This window comes from Fibrobacter succinogenes, assembly GCF_902779965.1.
Classification (GTDB): Bacteria; Fibrobacterota; Fibrobacteria; order Fibrobacterales; family Fibrobacteraceae; genus Fibrobacter; species Fibrobacter succinogenes_F.
The window spans coordinates 20,311-40,817 of the sequence record NZ_CACZDK010000032.1 but is presented as its reverse complement, the minus strand read 5'-3'; the positions used below and the strand labels follow the sequence as shown (position 1 = coordinate 40,817).

General features: G+C 50.2%; 19 protein-coding genes and 1 pseudogene. 14 read left to right on the top strand and 6 right to left on the bottom strand.

Annotated features, from left to right (window positions below; genetic code table 11):
• A pseudogene (locus HUF13_RS17420) lies at nt 1–526 on the top strand (hypothetical protein); the annotation flags it as partial.
• A complete protein-coding gene (locus HUF13_RS17415) occupies nt 484–1,062 on the top strand; it encodes an MMPL family transporter (RefSeq protein WP_304039182.1) in 579 nt (192 codons plus the stop codon). The pseudogene HUF13_RS17420 and the gene HUF13_RS17415, both read left to right, overlap by 43 nt.
• Before the next feature lie 93 nt (nt 1,063–1,155).
• On the opposite strand, the gene HUF13_RS13450 is transcribed toward HUF13_RS17415, so the two are convergent.
• The 5 genes from HUF13_RS13450 to HUF13_RS13430 are packed head-to-tail and all read right to left on the bottom strand — an operon-like array spanning nt 1,156 to nt 6,559.
• Entirely contained in the window at nt 1,156–1,584 is a 429-nt protein-coding gene (locus tag HUF13_RS13450; protein WP_173475608.1) for a flavodoxin, read from the bottom strand.
• Nucleotides 1,585–1,643: 59 nt separating this feature from the next.
• Nucleotides 1,644–2,213, bottom strand: coding sequence for a DUF3793 family protein (locus HUF13_RS13445; RefSeq protein ID WP_173341967.1), 570 nt, complete (start codon nt 2,211–2,213; stop codon nt 1,644–1,646).
• The gene (locus HUF13_RS13440; protein WP_173341966.1) at nt 2,210–3,943 is read right to left on the bottom strand and encodes an ABC transporter ATP-binding protein; all 1,734 of its coding nucleotides are present in this window, start codon (nt 3,941–3,943) and stop codon (nt 2,210–2,212) included. Before HUF13_RS13440 ends, HUF13_RS13445 begins: the two co-directional genes overlap by 4 nt.
• Complete coding sequence (locus tag HUF13_RS13435; protein WP_304039180.1) at nt 3,936–5,720, bottom strand: ABC transporter ATP-binding protein; 1,785 nt, start codon at nt 5,718–5,720, stop codon at nt 3,936–3,938. The genes HUF13_RS13440 and HUF13_RS13435 overlap by 8 nt, the downstream gene beginning before the upstream one ends.
• 5 nt (nt 5,721–5,725) lie before the next feature.
• Nucleotides 5,726–6,559, bottom strand: coding sequence for an AraC family transcriptional regulator (locus tag HUF13_RS13430; RefSeq protein WP_173341965.1), 834 nt, complete (start codon nt 6,557–6,559; stop codon nt 5,726–5,728).
• 310 nt (nt 6,560–6,869) lie between these two features.
• On the opposite strand from HUF13_RS13430, the gene HUF13_RS13425 reads away from it, so the two are divergent.
• The 12 genes from HUF13_RS13425 (at nt 6,870) to HUF13_RS13370 (ending at nt 19,196) form a co-directional block, all read left to right on the top strand.
• Nucleotides 6,870–8,075, top strand: coding sequence for a hypothetical protein (locus HUF13_RS13425; RefSeq protein ID WP_173341964.1), 1,206 nt, complete (start codon nt 6,870–6,872; stop codon nt 8,073–8,075).
• Nucleotides 8,076–8,300: 225 nt separating this feature from the next.
• Nucleotides 8,301–9,071, top strand: a complete 771-nt coding sequence (locus HUF13_RS13420) for an outer membrane lipoprotein-sorting protein (RefSeq protein WP_173341970.1) — start codon at nt 8,301–8,303, stop codon at nt 9,069–9,071.
• Nucleotides 9,072–9,073: 2 nt separating this feature from the next.
• On the top strand, nt 9,074–10,285 hold the full coding sequence (locus HUF13_RS13415; RefSeq protein ID WP_173341963.1) for a DUF1302 family protein: 1,212 nt from the start codon (nt 9,074–9,076) through the stop codon (nt 10,283–10,285).
• On the top strand, nt 10,286–10,981 hold the full coding sequence (locus HUF13_RS13410) for an energy transducer TonB (RefSeq protein ID WP_173475607.1): 696 nt from the start codon (nt 10,286–10,288) through the stop codon (nt 10,979–10,981).
• Nucleotides 10,982–10,991: 10 nt separating this feature from the next.
• Complete coding sequence (locus HUF13_RS13405) at nt 10,992–11,576, top strand: MotA/TolQ/ExbB proton channel family protein (protein ID WP_173341961.1); 585 nt, start codon at nt 10,992–10,994, stop codon at nt 11,574–11,576.
• The gene (locus HUF13_RS13400; protein ID WP_173475606.1) at nt 11,577–11,972 is read left to right on the top strand and encodes a biopolymer transporter ExbD; all 396 of its coding nucleotides are present in this window, start codon (nt 11,577–11,579) and stop codon (nt 11,970–11,972) included.
• A 6-nt stretch (nt 11,973–11,978) separates the two neighbouring features.
• Nucleotides 11,979–14,207 carry a TonB-dependent siderophore receptor gene (locus tag HUF13_RS13395; RefSeq protein WP_304039176.1) on the top strand — a complete coding sequence of 743 codons (2,229 nt, stop codon included), beginning with the start codon at nt 11,979–11,981 and terminating at the stop codon, nt 14,205–14,207.
• A 4-nt stretch (nt 14,208–14,211) separates the two neighbouring features.
• Nucleotides 14,212–14,463 (top strand): FeoA family protein, encoded by a 252-nt coding sequence (locus HUF13_RS13390; protein ID WP_304039175.1) that lies wholly within the window; start codon nt 14,212–14,214, stop codon nt 14,461–14,463.
• A gap of 1 nt (nt 14,464) precedes the next feature.
• Nucleotides 14,465–16,495 carry a ferrous iron transport protein B gene (feoB, locus tag HUF13_RS13385; RefSeq protein ID WP_173475605.1) on the top strand — a complete coding sequence of 677 codons (2,031 nt, stop codon included), beginning with the start codon at nt 14,465–14,467 and terminating at the stop codon, nt 16,493–16,495.
• Nucleotides 16,496–16,507: 12 nt separating this feature from the next.
• Entirely contained in the window at nt 16,508–17,119 is a 612-nt protein-coding gene (locus HUF13_RS13380; RefSeq protein ID WP_173341845.1) for an MptD family putative ECF transporter S component, read from the top strand.
• Complete coding sequence (locus HUF13_RS13375; RefSeq protein WP_173341844.1) at nt 17,119–17,802, top strand: energy-coupling factor transporter transmembrane component T; 684 nt, start codon at nt 17,119–17,121, stop codon at nt 17,800–17,802. The genes HUF13_RS13380 and HUF13_RS13375 overlap by 1 nt, the downstream gene beginning before the upstream one ends.
• Nucleotides 17,799–19,196 carry an ABC transporter ATP-binding protein gene (locus HUF13_RS13370; RefSeq protein WP_173475604.1) on the top strand — a complete coding sequence of 466 codons (1,398 nt, stop codon included), beginning with the start codon at nt 17,799–17,801 and terminating at the stop codon, nt 19,194–19,196. The genes HUF13_RS13375 and HUF13_RS13370 overlap by 4 nt, the downstream gene beginning before the upstream one ends.
• 79 nt (nt 19,197–19,275) lie before the next feature.
• On the opposite strand, the gene HUF13_RS13365 is transcribed toward HUF13_RS13370, so the two are convergent.
• Nucleotides 19,276–20,502, bottom strand: coding sequence for a hypothetical protein (locus HUF13_RS13365; protein WP_173341842.1), 1,227 nt, complete (start codon nt 20,500–20,502; stop codon nt 19,276–19,278).
• Nucleotides 20,503–20,507 lie beyond the last annotated feature (5 nt).

The window sequence follows — 20,507 nt, the reverse complement described above, 5'->3', positions numbered from 1 at the left end:
TGAACGCGGCGACACGCGCATGGGAATCATTCTCGATTCTATCGGCAAGTTCGTTCTCGGGCACGGCAAGCCGATTGCGATTGTATTCGCCGTCGTGACTGCAATTTCTGTTTTCGGGCTCACCAAGATAGAACCCGCCTTTGACGTGGAACGCACCATGGGCCGCAAGGTCGAATACGTGAACAAGATGCTCTACGTGGCAGAATCGGAAATCGGAAGTTTCTATTCGTACGACCTGGTGATTGACTTTGGTACAAACGACAAGGCCAAGGAAGTCGAGAATCTGAAAAAATTGGAACAGTTGCAGGATCATGCCGGCAAGTACCCGCTCACCAAGCGTTCCACCTCCATTCTTGATATCGTCAAGGATTTGGACCGTACGCTGAACGAAAACCGTCAGGATAAATACGCCATTCCCGAAACGGAAGAAGAAGTGAAATTTCGAGCTACAACTCCAACGAACTCCAGAAGGAAATCGAGGACTTGCAGAATTTCGCACGCAAGCTTTACCCGGACGCAAAGGTGACTGCCGTAGGAAACTTGCCGCAGTTCACCGCCATGCAGCAGTACCTGGAAGTGGGCCAGATGACTTCGTTCCTGATTTCTGTGGTGATTGTGGCAGTCCTTTTGATGATTGTGTTCGGCAGCATCCGCACGGGCCTTATCGGCATGATTCCGAACATTGCGCCGGGCATTTTCGTGGGCGGCTACCTTGGACTCACAGACATTCCGCTTGACATGATGACGGCGACGCTTATCCCGATGATCATCGGCCTTTCCGTCGACGACACGATTCACTTTATCAACCACGGGCATGTGGAATTTGACCGTACCCGCGATTACCGCGAGTCCATTCTCAACGTATTCCGCACGGCGGGCCCAGCTCTCGTGATGACGACGATTATCATGGTGGCGACCTTTGCGGGCTTTACCACCTCGGCCGCAACGCAGATGTTCAACTTCGGCTTCGTGGTGTTTATCGGCCTTGTCTCGGCATTGCTCGCCGACCTGTTCGTGACTCCGCTTTTGATCCGGAAGTTCAAGATCTTCGGCAAAGAGTAGTCAATTCTGAATTGATTGAGTGAAACGCAAAAAGCATCGGTAATAACCGATGCTTTGTCTTATGAGGTGGTATATATAGGATAGAGATTCTTGTTATGCCTGAATCAAAGTCTTGCCCAATTCCGTACAGGCCGTTTTGCCGGCGTCGTCAGGGGCGTTCTCGATAGCGAGCGGTTCTGCCACAAGTACAAGGCCTGCTGCTTCGGCGTCGGCCTTCCACGGGTTCATCCATTCGCCGCCACCCCAGCCGTAAGAGCCGAAAAGTGCGACTTTCTTGCCGGCAAGGGAAGGCTTTACGGCATCGTAGAAGGGCTGGAATTCGGAATCTTCAAGCTCTTCGGCGCCCATGGCGGGGCATCCGAGCGCAAAACGGCCGTATTCGGCCAACTTGTCCTGGGCGAAATCCGAAACGCTGAAAACATCGGCCTGACCGCCGGCGGCGTTAACGCCTTCAGCGATATACTTCGCTATCATTTCCGTATTGCCTGTTCCGCTCCAGTAAATGACTGCAACTTTATCCATTGTGATTCTCCTATTGATGAGCCTTCGCTCAGTGATTAGTTAAAATTTCTGCACCTTTTTTAGCTTACTGCGAGCATGGGGAGCGAGTAGCCGCGTTCAAAAAGTGAACTCATGACAGAAAAACATTTCCGGAAGCATTCGAATATCCGTTCGGATTTTTCGACGTCGCCGTAAACTTTCCAGTATCCTGTACTTTTGCTGTTCTTGCCCGCATTGATGATAAAACCTTTTACGTCTTCTAGCGGGTAGCCCAAGAAGAGCCCGATTTCATGAGGAAAGCAACGGCACCGTCCAATACGATGTGTCAAATTCAAAATGAGCCGTTCTTCGTCGAAATGCTTGTAGTCGTACTGTTTGAGGAAGTGCCGGACCTCTGCGGTTTCGAATAAGCGGCTCAAGAGGTTTCGGCGGTAGACGTAAATAAAACTGCGTCCGCAGCGTTCCGCCACAATGCGTACAAAGACGCCGGATGGATTCAAGTCGTGATTCCAGCGCGCCAGAAGCGAACACATCGGTTCGCGTCCGCCTTGGATGTTTTCCATGCAGAAAAGGCTCCCGACCTTGCGGGCGGCAAGGGTCGGGGCGCATTGGCGCACAAGCTTGTAATCCATCAAACGTTCTGCAGTCATCGGGAGGAAACCTCTTGCAATTCGAGCATCTTGCTGAACAGGCCGCCTTTCGCCTTGAGTTCGGCGGGGGAGCCTGTTTCGGCGATGTGACCGTCGTGCAACACAACGACCTTGTCGGCGTTTGCGATAGTGCGCATGCGGTGTGCGATGATGATGACGGTCTTGCCCTTCACCAACTGCGAAATGCCGCGCTGGATCTTGGATTCGTTTTCCACGTCGAGGCTTGCGGTCGCTTCGTCAAGCAGGATGATGGGCGCGTCTTTCAACAGGGCGCGTGCAATCGAGATTCGTTGGCGTTCGCCGCCCGAGAGCGTGTCGCCGTTTTCGCCGATAACGGTGTCGTAACCCTGCGGCATTTTCTGCACGAATTCGTCGCAGCCAGCGAGTTTTGCCACCTTCAGGATTTCTTCGTCGCTGGCGTCGCGCTTGCCGATGCGGATGTTGTCCTTGATGCTCGTGTTGAACAGCACCACGTCTTGGAAGACGATGGAGAAGTTCTTGAGGAGCGTTTCAGGATCGATTTTACTGATATCTTGGCCGCCGAGCGTTACGGAACCGCCCTGGATGTCCCAGAAGCGTGCCGCAAGTTTTGCCGCAGTCGTTTTTCCGCTGCCACTCGGGCCTACAAGTGCGGTAATTTCGCCCTGCTTTGCGGTAAACGAAACTTTCTTCAGAACCTGCTTGTTTTCGTTGTAATTGAAATCGACATCCTTGAATTCGATATCGTAATTGGCAGGCGTGAATTCTGTTTCGCCATGTTGTATGGGCATCTGGTCCATTTCGCGGAAACGACGCAGACGAACATTCACGAAGAACAGTTCGGCGAGGTTGTTGAATACGAGGAAAATCGGATTGTAGATGGTCGCCGCGCACACGATGAACACCAGGTAGGTGAATACGTCGATTTCGCCCTTGGTCCAGAGGCGTGCGCCCGTAATTAGCACCGTGGCAAGACCCATCTTGAGGATACCCTGCGCCGAATTCAGGAACATGCCGACCTTGATGTCGGAATCCATCTGCGATTTTTCGTAGCGGATGCAGTCCTTGTCAAAATGCCTGAGGTAGGCCGCTTCGCCCGAGTAGGAACGGATTTCCTGCACGTTTTCGAGACCTTCCTGGATGTCTTCGATAATTTCGCGGCGCATGTTGTACGAATTGATAAACCAGCGGTCCTGAATTTTCTTGGAAAGAGCGATCAGAAGCGCTGCGGCGGGTACGACCCAGAAAAGCGCGATGGACATTTTCCAGTTGTAGCAGAAGAGCATGATGCCGATAATGGTGACGCTTCCGATGGCGGCGAAAAGTTCCGGCACCGCATGCGAGAAAATCATTTCGAGCGCATTGCAGTCGTCCATGATAGTCGACGTCAAATCCGAAAGGTTCTTTTTGCCAAAGAAGGAAAGCGGTAGCTTGCGGAGCCTTTCTGCAATCGAGACGCGGCGTCGCATGCTTTCGTCATAAACGCTGTCGTAGGTGGCGGTGTACGAAAAAGCATAAATTACAAGCATCACAATGAATAGGGTGACGGAAAAACCGAGATAGAACCAGATTCCGTGAGGGGCCTTGCCTGCAAAATCGCCGACGCCCATATATTCCATCAAGAAGTTGAACAGCAACATCATCGGGAACATGAGCGAAACGAAGTGCAGGAACGTCCACACGACTCCGCGGATGAATGTGTGCGAGCCTTCTTCCGAAAGAGCAAAAGTATTCTGAACCCACTTATACATTTTCGCCTCCTTCATTTTCCTTGGAATTATCGAGGGTCCATGTGACGGACTGCTGGTATTCGGCCCACATCTTGGCGTAAACGCCGTTCTTTTCAAGCAATTCTGCGTGCGTACCGCGTTCGGCGATTTCGCCTTCTTCGACCACGATAATCTGGTCGGCATTCACCACGCTGGTAAGCCTGTGCGCAATCATAAGCACCGTCTTGCCTGCGGCAAGCTTGTGCAAGGCTTCCTGAATCAGTCGTTCGTTTTCGGGGTCGGCGAATGCGGTTGCCTCGTCGAGCACAACGATGGGTGCGTTCTTCAAGATGGCGCGCGCAAGTACGACGCGCTGCTGCTCGCCGCCCGAAAGGTAAGTGCCCTTGCTTCCGATAACCGTATCGATGCCGCCAGGCAACTTGTTGATGATTTCTCGGCACTGCGCAAGGTCAAGAGCTTCGTTTACCTGTTCAAGAGTTGCATCGGGCATGCCGTAACGCACGTTGTCCAAGATGCTCATCTTGAAAAGTCGCGTATTCTGGAACACGAACGAAATATTCTTCATCAGTTCCTTCGGATCAATCTGCTTTACCGAAATTCTGCCAATGGTAATTTCGCCGCAATCGACATCGAAGAATCTCGGTAGAAGCTTTGCAATCGTGCTCTTGCCACCGCCCGATGGCCCGACAAGTGCAACGGTGTGGCCCACCGGTACCGAGAGCGAAATGTCGCTCAGTACCTGCTTGTCGGTGCCGGGATAAGTGAAACTCACGTTCCGGAATTCTACATCAAAATTTTGCATCGGGACCTGATTTGCGCAAACCTCTAAATCCTTGGTGCGCGCGATATCATTGATGCGGTCAACCGCAATGCCTGCCTGGTTCGTCGCGTTGCTCAGGTACATACTGCGCATTACGCATTGCGTGAATAGCGGCGTCACTAGTACGTAAATCATCATGTTCACAATGGTGAGCTTCACGTCGTCGCCATGCCCAATAATGAGGATTGCTACTGGCACAAGGAACAGGACGAATCCGTTTACGAGCGTGGTGTAAATGCAGTAGGGAACTTTCCAACTAGCAGAATAGGCGGTTACCATCTGGTGGTAAGTTTCAATGGTCTTGTAGAAATTCTTGAACGAATAAATGGTCTGCTGGAAAACCTTGACGACAGGGATACCACGCACATACTCGACGGCTTCGCTGTTCATTTCTTCGAGCGACTGCATGTAGCGTTCCATGAACTTGGTTCCTTTTTTGCCTAAGGTCCCGAGAATAAAGATGGCGTAGGCAATCGGCACCAATGTGGCAAGACCAAGCCGCCAATCAAAAACGAACATCATCACGAGTGCCACAATCGGAATCAGGATGGTGCCCGAAATATCGGGCATCTCGTGCGCGACGAAGGTGTGCGTAATTGCGGCGTTGTCGTCGATAATCTTGCGGAGTTTGCCTGTCGGGTTCTTGTCGAAAAATCCGAGCGGCGCGCTCATCAGTTTTTTCATGGCGAATCGACGCAGGTCGCCTTCAAGCCTGAATGCTACTAGGTGCGAACAGGCGAGGGCTGCAAAGTAAAGTAATACACTTGCAACCGAGGCGAGTACTGCGCCGATAGAGTAATCGAAAATCTTGATGTTCGTCATGTCGCCGCCTGTAAGGATTTCGCGGACAATCAGCCACATCAGTAAAAACGGCACGAGTCCCGCGATGGCGCTCAGTGCCGAGAGAATCAAAGCAAGCGGGAACAGCGGACGACGCGATCCCATGTATGCGTAGAGCTTAGAGAATGTTTTTTTCATGGTTGTTATGCTGCGTTTTGCCTAAATTTTTTGCGGTATTCCTTCGGCGTCATGCCCATGACATCCTGGAAGGCGTGGGCGAATTTGCTTCCGTTGTTGTAGCCGACGGTTCCTGCAATTTCAAGAATCCCGCGGTCGCATTCGCGGAGCTGCTTTGCGGCATGTTTCATACGTTCGCGACGCGCGTAGGTGAATACGGGGAGCCCGAAAACATTCTTGAAGCAGACCTTCATTGCGGTAGGCGGCATGTCGAACTTGTCGGCGAGTTCTTCGATGGTGTAGTGGGAATCGATGTTGTCACAGATGAACGTGCGGATGCCGTAAACCTTTTCGACCTGGAGCATCGATATGTTACAGTCGCGACAAACCGATTCGCGGTGGGCGTCCATGTTCTTGAGCGTAATCAGAATCTCAAGGAGACCGAGCCTGCTATATTCTTGGCGGAAGGCGTCCTTTATGTGCTCAAACTTGGAAAAAACGTACTGGATTTCTTCGCGGGTGTGCACAATGAAGGGCTTGTTCTGAATGCTGAACTTTTCCTGGAAGGATGCGATGTCGATGTCGAAACCGGCAAAGGATTGCCGTATTTCGTTGATGGCTTCATCGTAGAAAAGGATGATGTCACCGCGGTAGTTGGCGGAACGGTTCAGCCCGCCGAGGGTCCAGGCGTCGTATACGAGCATTTCTCCTGTTTCCAGGTGGTTGCACGGCAGGTTCCCGCCAGACCATTCAATGCGGCCCTGACGGCAGAATTCCAGGATGAAGGATGGGGTTTTGGCCGGGACGGCGAAGTTGCGGTCAATGTTTGTGAGCCATTCAATTCCGGCGAGATTGAGCATTTTTTTATTCCTCTCGTTATGTTAGACTAGGCTTAAAAAGTAAGACAAATCTAACTACAACGAAAAACTTTGTCAAGGCTAACTTAGGCATGCGGATGAACTTTTCCTGTCATTTTTTTCTTACGCTGGGGGTTCTTTTTGTCTAAATGGAGCTAAAGTGGGCGTTTTGGATTAAAAGCAAAAAAATCGAACTGACGACCCTTTTGGATTTTTTAGCCGCTATTTGGAGTAGAATGGCAAATGAGACATTTCTAAAATGCTCCGCAAAATCAAAAAAAGCGGTCCCTTCCGCAAAATTTAGGAGCATTCTATGAAATCAAAAATAGTGAAGACCTTTGCTGTGGCCCTGGCATCTGTGGGGTTGCTCGCTGCTTGCAGTGACGATTCCTCCTCCAGCGCTTCCGATGACAACTATAAGCGCGAATTTGCGACAGCCATTGCTGCGGGTAACAGTATATTCATCGGCACCATGTCGCTTGAGCATACCGAAGATATTGGGGATGACTTTATTGAAGTTGGCACCCGTTCGGGCGTAATCTATTACAACAGATCGTTGTTTATTACTGATTTGGATGTCGGTTTGATAACCCGCTATGCACTTGACGAAAACAATAAGATTGGTGCAAAGCAGGGTGAAATTGCCCTGCCGGGCGCTTGGACGAACCACATTTTCTTCGTGAACGAAGAGAAGGCCTATTTGGCTGGTATGTCGGATTCGCTGGTTATCTTCAACCCCAAGAAAATGAAGGTGACCGGCTCTATCAATCTTTCCAAGTATAAGGATAAAGACGCCTTCGCTGTGAGCCCGGGAACCGGTATCATTGTTGACGGACTCCTTTATGTGGGCCTCTTGCAGAACGTGAGCGATTACGAGACCGGTTATACCGCTCAGGTCGCCATTATCGACGTGAAGAAGGACAAGGTACTCGGCGTCGCCAAGGATGACCGCGTCGCTGCGGTCGGATCGCTTGACGATAGCCAGAATGAAGCTTTTGTCGAAGCCGATGGCTATATCTATGTGTATAGCAATGCTTCCTGGAGCTATGCGCCGGGCCAGAAGGATGGCTTCCTTCGCATCAAGGTTGGCGAAAAGGAATTCGACAAGGATTATGTGTGGAACGTTTCGGATGAGGTCTCCATCAAGGATGTGACGAAGAAGGGTGTGTTCAAGTACCTCTCTCCGTTTGCCAAGGCAGATGGTTCAACGGTTTATGCTTACCTTAACGTAATGAACGACTTGAATAAGAGCTGGGACTCGCAAGAGGACTACTATAATGCCACTTGCAAGGCTGTTAAGATTGACCTTGCCAAGAAGAAAATGGAGGCTCTGCCCGTTCCTTACACCTCTGCTTATGCTAGCTATGGCAAGTATGTCGAAGAAGATGGTAATGTGCTGTTCGCCGTTGCTACCGAAAAAGACGGCAATGGCTATTACCGTTACAATCCCAAGAAGGACAAGGCTGAAAAAATTGCAAGCCTCAAGCCGATCCCGATGTGGATTGTTCCGCTCAAGTAATTGCATAGAGGGATAGTCTCCTCGAGATTTCTCGGCCGTTTGGCCGGGAAATCTTTTTTTTCGGCATGACGGCATAAGGCCGCTTAATATAATGAAAAAAACGCAAGGGAATAATCCGATTGGATTTGAACAGGCCTATTCGGAGTAGTGTAAAAAATAAGTTTAGGCTAACTTTAGCGGCGAAAAACGCCGAATTGTCGGCAGGAGGATAATATGGATTTGAAAATGTTTAAAAAAGGCGCGATACTGGTTGTCGCAATGGCTTCGTTAGTGGCGGCGGAGGGGCTTTCGGGCCGTGATGTCATCCAGAAGGTGAAGGACCGTCCCGATGGCGATACGCGCAGTTCCGAACTCTCGATGACGCTTATCAACAAGGCTGGTGCGAAGCGTGAACGCAAGATTACCTCGTTTGCGATGGACGTAGGCAAGGATACCAAGCAGATCATGTTCTTCCGTTATCCCAACGATGTGAAGGGTACGGGATTCCTGACGGTTGATTACGACGATATCAGCAAGGATGACGACAAGTGGCTTTACTTGCCCGCCATGAAGAAAACGCGCCGCATCAGCGGAAAGAGTTCCAAGACGGATTACTTCATGGGTTCCGACTTCACTTACGACGATGTGGGCCAGCGCAATATCGATGAAGATACGCATACGCTCTTGCGTGAAGAGAAAGTGGACGGCGTGGATTGCTGGGTCATCGAATCGGTGCCCAAGAAGAACGATGAAATCTTTTCGAAGAAGGTCTCGTGGATCCGCAAGGATTGCTTGATTGCGGCAAAGGTGGAATATTACGACAAGCTTGGCAAACTGCATCGTTTCTTGAAGGTGGAGAAGGTCACGCAGGTCGATGGATTCTGGGCTATTGCCAAGATGAGCATGGAAAACGTGCAGACGAACCACAAGACGATTCTTGAATTTGGCGACCTCAAGTTCAACATCCCGCTGGATGCGAAGACGTTCACCGTTCCGCGCCTGGAAAGAGGGCTGTAATAGTGGCTAATGGTTGGTGGTTAGTGGTTGGATTGGCGGCAGCAACCGCCTTCGCCCAAGAAAGTCCGTTCCAGTTCAACGGTTTCGTGGATACGTATCATGCGGTCCAGACGCAGTGGCCTCACGACTTGACGTCGTCGAGGACGCGCCTGCGTACCGAGATGCGCGTTGATTACGAAGACGCATACCTGTTTGCGAGTCTGAATGCGGTGCATAACAGTATCTTGGACGATCGTACTGGCGTGCAGTTGCAAGAAGCCTATTTGAATTATTCGAATAACTTCTTGGAAGTCCGGGCGGGCCGCCAGATTGTCGTATGGGGCGTTGCGGATGGCCTTAGAGTCACCGATTTGATTTCGCCGGTAGATTACACGGAATTCATGTCCAGTGATTACGATGATCTGCGCATGGCTGTAGATGGTTTCCGCGTCAAGTATCCCGGGGAACGCGTGAATGCGGAAATCGTTTACGTTCCTGCTCCGCGTTATTTCCAGATGCCTATCCAGGCAGAAAACCCGTGGCGTCCGGATATGCCGGAAAATGCGATTCTCGATTTTCCGGAAGGCCCCGATACCCGTTTCAAGAACGGTGATTTCGGAACGCGCCTCTCGTTTTTCCTCTCGAATTTCGATTTCTCGGTTTCAGCATTGCATACACATAGCCAGTCGCCGGTAACGGTTGCGGGTTACGATTTCGAAAAGGATTCCATCGTTATCCGTGGTGTTCACGAAACCATGACGATGATTGGTGGCGATATTTCCATGCCGCTTGGGGAATTCGTTATTCGGGCCGAAGTTGCGGAATATTTTGGTGAAGCTCTCGGTTACAAGAGTAATCTTGATTACGCCCGCAAGAATACGTTCAATGCGCTCGGTGGAATCGATTGGTATGCTGGTGACAACTGGACGTTCATGGTGCAGTACCTGCACAAGTATATCGCTGACTACACGGACGAACTTGCGGCTGAGAAGAATAGCTCTGAAATGACCTTCCGCATCTCGAAGGAACTTTTAAACAATACGCTCAAGCTTTCGCTTTATGGGATGTTCGATATCGATAACCTTGCTTACTATGCGCGCGCGGCAGGCGATTACGCGGTTACGGACCAGGTGACGCTTTCGGCCGGCTATGACCATTTCGGTGGCAAGCGCGGGCAGCTCGCCAATTACGATAAGAACTGTGAAGTTTGGGCAAAGGCCAAGTACTATTTCTAGATGAGAAACCCTTACGCATCATTCCTCATGAAAAACGCCTTCTGGGTAGGCGTCGGTCTTGCAATCCTATTGCATATCGGCTTCTATGCATGGGGCTTTTTGAGGAATACTCAAGTGGTTACGACGCGCGAGGATGCTGAAGTCATCCATGTGGAACGACTGCTGCTCACGCCGCCGGAACCGCCTCCTGAAATCAAGAAAATTGTGAAGAAGATTGTGCGGGCGAAGGTTATCCCGAACATCGTGCAAGATACAGTTCCGGAACAGGAACCTGAGCCAGAACCGGAACCGATTATGGTTACGGATGCCGAAGTGGTAGAAACAGCTCCTGTTGTCGAAGAACCTGTGGCTCCTCCGCCTCCGCCACCTCCTCCGCCGAAGCCTTCGAAGGATTCGCTGATGAAGGTGACGCGTGCCTACTTGATGGGGCTTTCGAAGGAATTCGAAAAGCGCAAGGATTACCCAGCGACAGCCCGCCGCTTAAAGCAGGAGGGGACGGTGCGTGTCCAGTTTACGGTAGCCAAGGATGGTGCCATTAGCGATGCGGTGGTTGCAAAACCGTGCCCGTATTCCTCATTGAATGAAAGCGCCCTTGCTGCCGTGCAATCGCTTCCGAAATTCAAGCCTATTCCCGAAATCCTGGAAAAGGATACCTGGAAAATGGAGATTCCAATCAAGTACAATCTGCATCAATAAAAGGAAATTCATGAACTACATCTTAGACTTTATCCAGCAGGGCGGCGTGATTGCCTACGTGCTCGTGGCTATGAACTTTGTGGGCTATGCGATTATCGTATGGAAGGTTATCGCTCTCGTTCTTTTCAACAGGAGCATTCGCAAGCGCCTTCCGGCGAAGATCCTGCATCGTGTGGTGACCCACAATACCGATCACCACATCATTGTCGAAAGTATTCGCACCGAGATTGCGCTGGCTTTCTCGCCGCTTTCGAAGGGTCTTACCACCATCGAGAACATCGCGAGCATCTCTCCGCTGCTCGGCCTTTTGGGAACGGTGTTTGGTATCTTCAACGCGTTTAGCGTTATTGCGGTTTCCGGGCTTTCGGATGCCGGGGCTTTTGCAACAGGCATTAAGCTGGCCTTGATTACAACGGTCATCGGTCTCGTGGTCGCCATCCCGCATGTAATCTCCTTCAATTACCTGAATGCCCGTCTTGAATCGGAACAGGATAATGTGGAAAACGATGTGCTTCTGCGTCTGGGCCGCATTTTGAAGGAAAAAGACCATAGACATGAAATTGCTACAGCAGATGCTGCTGATGAGGAAACGTAAATGGCCCGCCGTACCCGCCGCATCCGCCCCGATATGACGCCGCTGATTGACTGCGTCTTTCTGCTGTTGGTGTTTTTCCTTGTCACCTCCGTTTTTAAACAAGATGAATCGGTGCTCAAGTTGATTTTGCCTGAGACGCAGAGCGAAGTCAAGCGCGATACGCCAGAAGGCCTGTACATCGAACTTTCTGAAACGGAACTCGCTTTCAATGGCGAGCGAGGAACGCCTGATGATTTGCGCGTCAAGGCCGCTGCCGTTCAGAACAAGAAATCTCCTGTGGCGATTAAAATCGACAAGGGAACGACTTACGAACGTATCGCTGTTGTGCTTGACATCTTGCAGGTTGAAAAACTCTACAACATCCAGCTGATAAACGAATTAGAAGGTGGAGAATAATTCACTATGAAGAAGTTTGATTTCACGATGATGACGCTTGCTTTGACGGTCGTTTTGATTACGCTGATGGCGGCGGTTTCCGTGCGAGCCCAAGATGAAGAAGTGACGTCGATTGACGATTTTTTGGAAGAGCCTAGTGCGGCTAATACAAGCGCCGAGAATAATGCGCCTTCTGCGGGTGTTACCCAGCTGGATGAACTTTCGGTGGAAACTGATGCCGAAGCAGAGCAGGCAAAGCAAGCGAAAAAGGTGGAAACCGTTTCGACCATCGACGCTACGGAACTTCAGAATACCAGCAAGAGTATCTCGAAAGCAGTCAATACTTCTTCGGGAGTTAAAGTACGCAAGTCCGGAGGCATGGGCGGCGAGGGCAAAATCAATATCCGTGGTATGGAAGGCAAGAACATCAAGGTGCTCGTGAATGGCGTCCCGATAGAAACTCAGGGAAACCTCGGTCTTGACGATATCCCTATAGACCAGATTGCCGATATCGAGGTGTACAAGGGCTACATTCCGGCGCGTTTTGCAACCGACGGCGCAGGCGGCGCTATCAACATCATTACCAAGAAACGCCCTGCTAATTCGGTTGATGCTTCTTACAGCCTGGCGAGTTACAATACACACAAGGCCTCGCTTACGGCAAGCCATACCATTGATAGCATTGTAGGCGCGGCCGCCCTTGAAGTTGGCGTATCGGGTTACTTTAACCATTCCGATAACGATTATGAATTCACGTCCCCGTACATGAAAAGTTCGACGGGTAAGGATACTTCTGTCATTCGCGATCATGACCATTATACTTCGTATAATGTGCAGGTGTTTACGAACCTGATGGGGGCCTGGTTCGATAACGTTTCGCTTGGCGCTAGCTATGGAGCAAGTGAACATGAAGTCCAGGGGAATACATTCCGTATTACAGAAACGACGATGGATGGCTATAGTTTTGGTACAACATTCGGGTTAGACAAGAAGAATCTTTTTGTGAAAGGTCTGGACTTTGGCAATTATTTTTCGTTCGCTTACGGTGAAAATACAGTGACGGATACTTCGCGCATTCATTGCCGTAACTGGTTTTCTTGCGATACGGCATCGAGAAATGTTGGCGAACTTTCGATGGTGGGACTCCCGAAATTACGTACGGTAGAATCGTTTGATTTCAATGACCTGTTGAACCTGGATTATGAATTCTACAAGAATCAGACGGTTTATTGGAATACCTTGTTCAGATACCGCAAGGAGAATCCAGAAGATGACGTGGGCTCCGAAATGGTGGGTTTCAATATGGCAGGATTTCCTGGCAAGACTTATTCGATGACGACAGGGCTTTCGCTAGAAGACCGTATTTGGGACGAACATATTCAGAATTTGATTGGTTTCAAGTTCCATTACCTGAAAGCCGAAATTTCAAAGCCGGTCTATTCTACGCTCAATGAACCCGAATTGCAGTCGGATGACTACAAAGAATTTAGTTATGACGAAAGTATCCGGTTCCAAATCGTCAAGCCGTTTGCGATAAAAGGTTCGTACCAGCACGCGGTGCGCCTTCCGAGTTCTGAAGAACTTTTTGGCGACGGGGCTAAGGTTAGTGCCGCTGTTGGCTTGATGCCCGAGGCTGTGGATAATTTTAATGCGGGTATTTCCATTGACTTGATGGAACTCCCTTTGGTGACGCGCTTCCGTTTTGACGGAGACTTTTTCTATTCATACTACAAGAATAAAATTCAGTATATAATGTTAGCGCAGGTGGCAACACCCTATTCTAACCTTGACCCGATTCGCGGTTGGGGCTACGAAGGTGATGTGAAGCTTGATTTGAATGAATATATCTTGCTCGGGACGAATTGGACATTCCAGGATTTGCGCAACATCGATTATGTGGCTAAGCAGGGAATTCCCGAAAATGCCATTGTACCGAATATCCCGCGGTATTTTATGAACTATCTCGCGGAATTCCATATTGGTGACTTGATTAACAAAGAAGATTTCTTGAAACTCTGGTGGGCCGCCAATTATACCGCTGAATACTATTACGGTTGGAAAATCAGTTCCCGTCAGGACCGCATGATTCCTGCGTCTTTCTCGCAAGATGTGGGCATTGAATACTCGGTGTGGGACAATAAGCTCGCCTGGAGTTTTGAGGTGGAAAACCTGACAGACCGCGTTGTTTATGACAATTACGGCGAAAGTAAGCCTGGCCGTTCTTATGCGACAAAGATAAGGTACAGTTTTAGGTAGGAAGATGATGCAAGAAGAAAACATCCGTGCTATTTCACTTGGCGAAATGGGTGAAAATTCTAGCGGGAACATCGCTAAGATTGAAGGCGATTCCCGCTTTATCTCCAGAATCATTTCTATCGGACTTACTCCGGGCTCTTCCTTTACGCTTTTGAAAAATGACGGTCGCTCTCCAGTACTCGTTTTTTGCCGCGATACTGTCATTGCGGTGAACCGTAGGGAATGTTCGCAAATTTTAGCTAGGGTGGAAAAGTAGTATGGCTAAAACGATTGCTCTTTTAGGCCAGCCGAATTCGGGAAAGTCAACCCTGTTCAATAACCTTACGGGTCTTCACCAGCGGGTGGGTAACTGGCCCGGGAAAACGGTGGAACGCGCCGAAGGTTTTTTCAGTTATAACGGCGTTGAATACAAGGTCGTCGATTTGCCGGGTAGTTACGGGCTTTCTGCGAATTCCGAAGAAGAAGTCGTTACCCGTAATTACATTCACGGTGGTGTGGCTGATTTAGTCTGCATTTTGGTTGATGCTTCGCAGTTGGAACGCAGCCTCTATATGCTCGCCGATTTCGTGGGCATCAGGGCCCCTGTAATGCTGGTCCTCAATATGATGGATGTTGCCGAGGCTGCCGGTAAAAAAATTGATGTGGAGTCTATCGAAAAGAAATTGGGCGTCCCGGTTCTTGGCTTCAGTGCTGCCGAGACCAAACGATACCCCGTATTCCTGAGAACTTTGGAATTGGCTGTAAAATTTCCGAGATTCCTAGATTCCGGTGAACTTCGAAAAGAATTGGAAGAGATCGGCGAAAATAAGGTAGAGTCTCCGCTCCATCTGCTTGAAGAGGCCTTGGGGGAGATTAAACTGGGAAATTCTGAAAAAATGTGGCTTGCCGTTAAACTGCTTGAAAACGACAAGCTCGTGCGCCAAGCGGTTAAGGATAACCTCCCATTTGCAAGGCGTAATGCCGTTGAGACGATTCTTGGAAATGTCGGTGATGGCGGTATTGCAACAGGGGAGGCCAAGTACCGTTGGATTTATAAAATCGTAAAAGAATCCTGCAACGAAAAAGCACCCGACAAGGTGTTCGGAAAGTGGGACCGCATTGCGACTCACCGTATCAAGGGCAAGATATTCTCGTTCGTCATTATGGTGGTGGCACTCCTTGCTTGCATGATCCTCGCTTTCCCCGGCATGGGAATCGGTTTTGGCTTGCAACCGCTCCTGCAGTCGCTTGTGGAGAAGGCTGGCGCATCGCTTGGTGCTTGGCCTGTTGTGGTCTCGTTTGTCAATAACGTCTTGGTGGGCGGAACCTGCATCACGGTTTGCATGACGAGTTTCATTTTCTCAATAATATTCGTCTTCCGCATTCTTGAAGAAATCGGCTATATGGCGCGATTCTCGTATGCGTTTGACAACTGGCTTTCTCGCTTGGGGCTGCATGGCAAGGCTATCATGCCGCTGTTTTCTGGAATTGGTTGTACGGCGGGTGCTGTCTGCGGGACGCGTGTGCTTGATACCCGCGGGCAGCGCTTGTTCGCCCTGGTACTCCTGTGGGCGATTCCGTGCGGCTCCAAGGTGGCCGTGGTGCTGTTCCTGGCTTCTACTTTCTTCGGTTCTGCGGCTCCGTTCTTTGCCATCGGTTACGTGGCGCTGATTTTCCTGTCGTTTTGGCTTTCGTCCATCTTGTTTGGCAAAAAGCTTATCCCCGAAAACGAGCGTGTGGGCATGATTATGGAATTGCCTCCTTACCATAAGCCGCATTGGAAGATGATTGCCGCGATGGTCGGGCGCAGCACTTGGGGCATTTTCAAGAAGGCCCTCAAGATGATCCTTATGGTGGCCGCGGTGTTCTGGGCGCTTTCTTATGCGAGCGACGGCAATGTCGAAAATACGATTCTGTACAGGATCGGCAATGCGATTGAGCCTGTGACGATGTTCTTCGGCATGCGTTGGGAACTCTTCATCTCGTACCTAGGTGGAATGTTCAGCAAGGAAGCGTCCCTTGGCATTATGAGTACGCTGTTTAACCATACCGGAGAAGCGTTCTCGTTGGTGACCCGTGTGGCGGCGAGCGACAATTTGGGCGAGGTCCTTGCCAAAACGATTTCGAAACCGGAAGCCCTGGCATTCCTTTTTGCTTCCATGTTCAACGTCCCCTGCGTACTTGCCATGGGTACGACTTACCGCGAGGTGGGGGCCATTAAGTGGCTGGCTACGATTATGGGGTACTACATCGCTCTATCGCTGGGTTTGGGCTTTATCGGCTATCATATCGGACTGCTTATTTTCTAAAGGAGAATGCTTATGCCTAATGTGAAAACAACTGGTAAGAAATCTTCGAATACCTTGGTGCGCGACCTGGTGAATGTCGGCATCTTTGCGGCACTCTATTTCGTGCTTGCATTTGCTTCGTCAAGCATCGGCTACATTCCGGCGCTGATCATTTTTTCAACAGGAAGCATCAGCCTTGTGACGAGTATTCCGCTGTTTCTGTTCTTCTTGAAGATTGATAGGCCGATTTTTTGCTGCTTGTTGTTCAGCAGTTTCTTCGGCTGTGTGATGCTGATGATGGGACAGAGCCTTTTGATGTTGCCGATTTTTGTGACTGTAGGTGTTTTGACAGGCTTTTGCTTGAAAATTTTGCACAAGTCTTTTTGGGGCTTGTTCTCGGCAAATGTCTCCATGAGCCTTTTGTCATCTTCGATGATGCTTCCGTTGTGGCTTTCTACCGAAGAATACCTGGCGTATGCGAGCGGCATGAGCGATGAAGGCTATGTCGCGAAGATGGCCGAACTTGCAAACAGTTACTGGCCTTTGGTGGCCATATTCGCATTTGGTATTTTGGGCGCGGTTGTGGGGTCGTTTATCGCCCGCCGCGTGATGAAAAAGCATTTTGAACGGATAGGGCTTGCCTAGTGAAACTGGATCCTCGGACAAAGCTGTTCCTGGTTGCCGCAGCGAACACCATGATTTTTTCGGTCCCGTATGCTTATAGCATGCCGATGGTGGCCGCTGTTCTGGTCTTGCTGTTGCTTGAAAAGAAATGGAAATTCATGAGTGTATTTTTTCCGGTATATGCTATAGCGGCACTCTGTTTTGATTATTTGAAGCAGCTGGATTCCGGAATGATTGGCACGTTACTGGCGGCTACCGTTCTCTTGATTTGCCGTATGATGCCTGTTGGCGTGGTGTTCTATTACATCATGGCGACGACCAAGGCGAATGAATTTATGGCGGGAATGTCGAAAATGCATGTGCCGAATAAGGTGACCATTCCCTTGACGGTGATGATTCGCTTTTTCCCAACGGTATTCGATGAATCGCGGGCTATCAGCACTGCGATGAAAATGCGCGGCATTCGCCTGTTTAGCTTGCATACTCTCAAGAATCCGTTGACGATTTTAGAATATAGGCTCATTCCGCTTCTCGTTTCGATTACGAAAATCGGCGATGAACTTTCTGTCGCGGCGTCGACACGTGCCCTTGCCCCCGATACCAGGCGTACCTGCATTGTGCCGATAGGGTTCCATGTACAAGATGCTGTTGTCTTTGTTTATTGTATTGCTGTAATCGCTTTTGTCGTGGTCTCTCACATATGAAAATAACCCTCAAAGACGTATCCTTTTCCTACACCGACAGCATTGACGATGCGATTCTCAAAGATGTCAACCTTCAAATTGAATCGGGGGAGTGCGTGGTGTTGGCGGGGGAGTCGGGCTCCGGAAAAACCACCATTTCCAAACTGATTAACGGGCTTATTCCGCTGTACCAGTCGGGAACCATGGCTGGCGACGTGTTCTTGGGCGACAAGAATACCTCCGATATGACGCTTGCTGAGATTTCGAAGTATGTGGGCTCGGTATTCCAGAATCCGCGTTCGCAGTTTTTCAATATCGATACGGATAGCGAGATTGCGTTCGGTTGCGAAAACTTGGGCATTGAACCGGAAGAAATTCGTCGCCGCATTGAGAAAACGGTCGAGGATTTTCATTTGGAATCGTTGTTGGGGCGTAACATTTTCCACCTTTCGGGTGGCGAAAAGCAAAAGATTGCCTGCGCTTCGGTGAATGCGACGGACCCTGATATTTTTGTTCTTGACGAACCTTCCGCCAATCTTGACTTGAAAACCGTTGATGACCTTGCCGAAATCATCAAATTGTGGAAATCCCGCGGCAAGACGGTTGTCGTGGTGGAACACCGCTTGCATTACCTGCGGGACATCGCTGACCGCATTATCTATGTGAAAGAGGGGCGTATTGAATGCGAATGGACCCCGGCAGAACTAGAGGCGAAAGGGCCCGATTATGCGGCTAGCCTCGGATTGCGCAGCATAAAGCTGGTGCAGTTGGGCGGAACGGGGGTGTCACCTGCCGCACAGCGGGGCGAATCCATCACTTTCCGCAACCTTCGTTTCGCTTACCAAAAAAAGTTCCCGATTCTCGATATTCCTGAACTTTCACTTCCCAAGGGCAAAATTACTGCCCTTCTTGGCCATAACGGTGCCGGAAAATCGACCCTTGCACAGCTGGTGTGCGGCCTTCGCGGCTCGTGGAGCCAAAAACGCGCTGCCCGCAGGTTGGGAACCTACTTGATTATGCAAGACGTGAACCACCAGCTGTTTACCGAAAGTGTCCTGGACGAGGTCTTGCTGGGCATGAACCCGAAAGACGAATCGGCCGCTCTCGAAATTCTCGACAGCCTCAACCTTAAGGACTATGTCGACAAGCATCCGATGGCTCTTTCAGGCGGGCAAAAACAGCGTGTCGCTATTGCAAGCGGGGTCAGCTCGAATCGCAACCTGATCGTATTCGATGAACCTACGAGCGGCCTTGATTACCGCCAAATGCTTGCTGTTTCCGCAACGCTCAAGGCGCTTGCGAAGCGCGGTAAGACCCTTTTCGTGATCACTCACGATCCGGAACTCGTCTTGAACTGTTGCCACTATGTCATCCGTATGGATCATGGCCGTATTGTAGAAGAATATTCCCTGTAAAAAAACTCTCTCAATAAAAGAAGCCACCCCGTTTTCGCGGGGTGACTATTTTTTGTTCCAGGAATGGAGTACTCTAAAATTAATCGGCGATGGGAACGATGTAGTATGCGTTTCCGGTGGTCACGTTCATTTCCTTGGTGACCTTGCCGCTATCAATATCGTAGCGGTAAATGGCTCCGCCCTTCTTGTCGGCATGGCCCACGAGGACACTCTTGCCGTCGGCATCAAGATGGATAGAGGGGGCGAACCACGAAATGGTCGGAGAGAGGTCCTTGACCTTCTCGACGGTCTTGTTATAGATATCTACAACCACGTATTGCCATTCGTAATCGTACCAGTTGTTCGGATTGGAGAAATTGCCGAAGAAGCCAAAGAACTTGCCCTTGCCGATATAGGTGCCGCCGACCATCAGGCTGTTATTGTTGCTCTTCTTGCCGTTATAGGCGGCTTCGTGCATATGGAACACCCAGTCCTTGTCGAATTCGGTTTTACCCTTCTTGATGCGGACCCAGCCTTCCTGGTAACCTTCGATAAAGCTGTAGGAAGCGTTGGAGTAGAAGTAGATGTCACCCTTTTCGTCGACAAAAGAGGCGGTGTTGTTCATGTCGTCCATGCCGCCGACGGCTGCAACCTTGTCGCTGTAAATGACCTTGTCGACCTTGTCGCTCTTTACGTCGATGATGGCCACACTGGCGCGAGGACCGGCAATCGCGTTATCGAAATCGACAAACTGGTTCAACGACACGAACATCTTGTCGTCGCGAATCACGGCAGAGCCCGGAACAGATGTCAGGGCGCCGCTTTCTTCGTCGATGTAGCTGGAAAGGTCGATGGTGGCCGTGGTCTTGAGAGTCTTGGGGTCAAGAGCCGTGATGGCGTCGCCCAGGGCCTGTTCAACGTACATCTTGTTTTCGTCGACGAACTTCATCATGATGGCGTTCGTTCCCTTAAACTTGGCCTTGGCAGCGGCCTTGTCGGCCATATGGCCATTCTTGACTTCGTAGCGGGAAAGCGTGCTGTTTCCGCCGTCAGAAACAAGGGTGTAGACCGAACCGTCAAAGTAGGCGACTGCACCCGTATTCGGAGCCTCGATAAAATCTTGGACGAGTTTGGACTGATTGTCGGAAAGAGATCCAAGACCCACGAACTGCGAAGTTTCCATCATGAAGGAAAGAAGGTAGAGGTCGCCAGTTTCGTTGGACGGTTCATCGCCAGAAGCACTGGAGCTGGAATCGTCGCCGCAGGCAGCGAGCATCATTGTAGATGCGATTGCTGCAATGGTTAGTTTATTCTTGAAGAGGTTCATTGGGT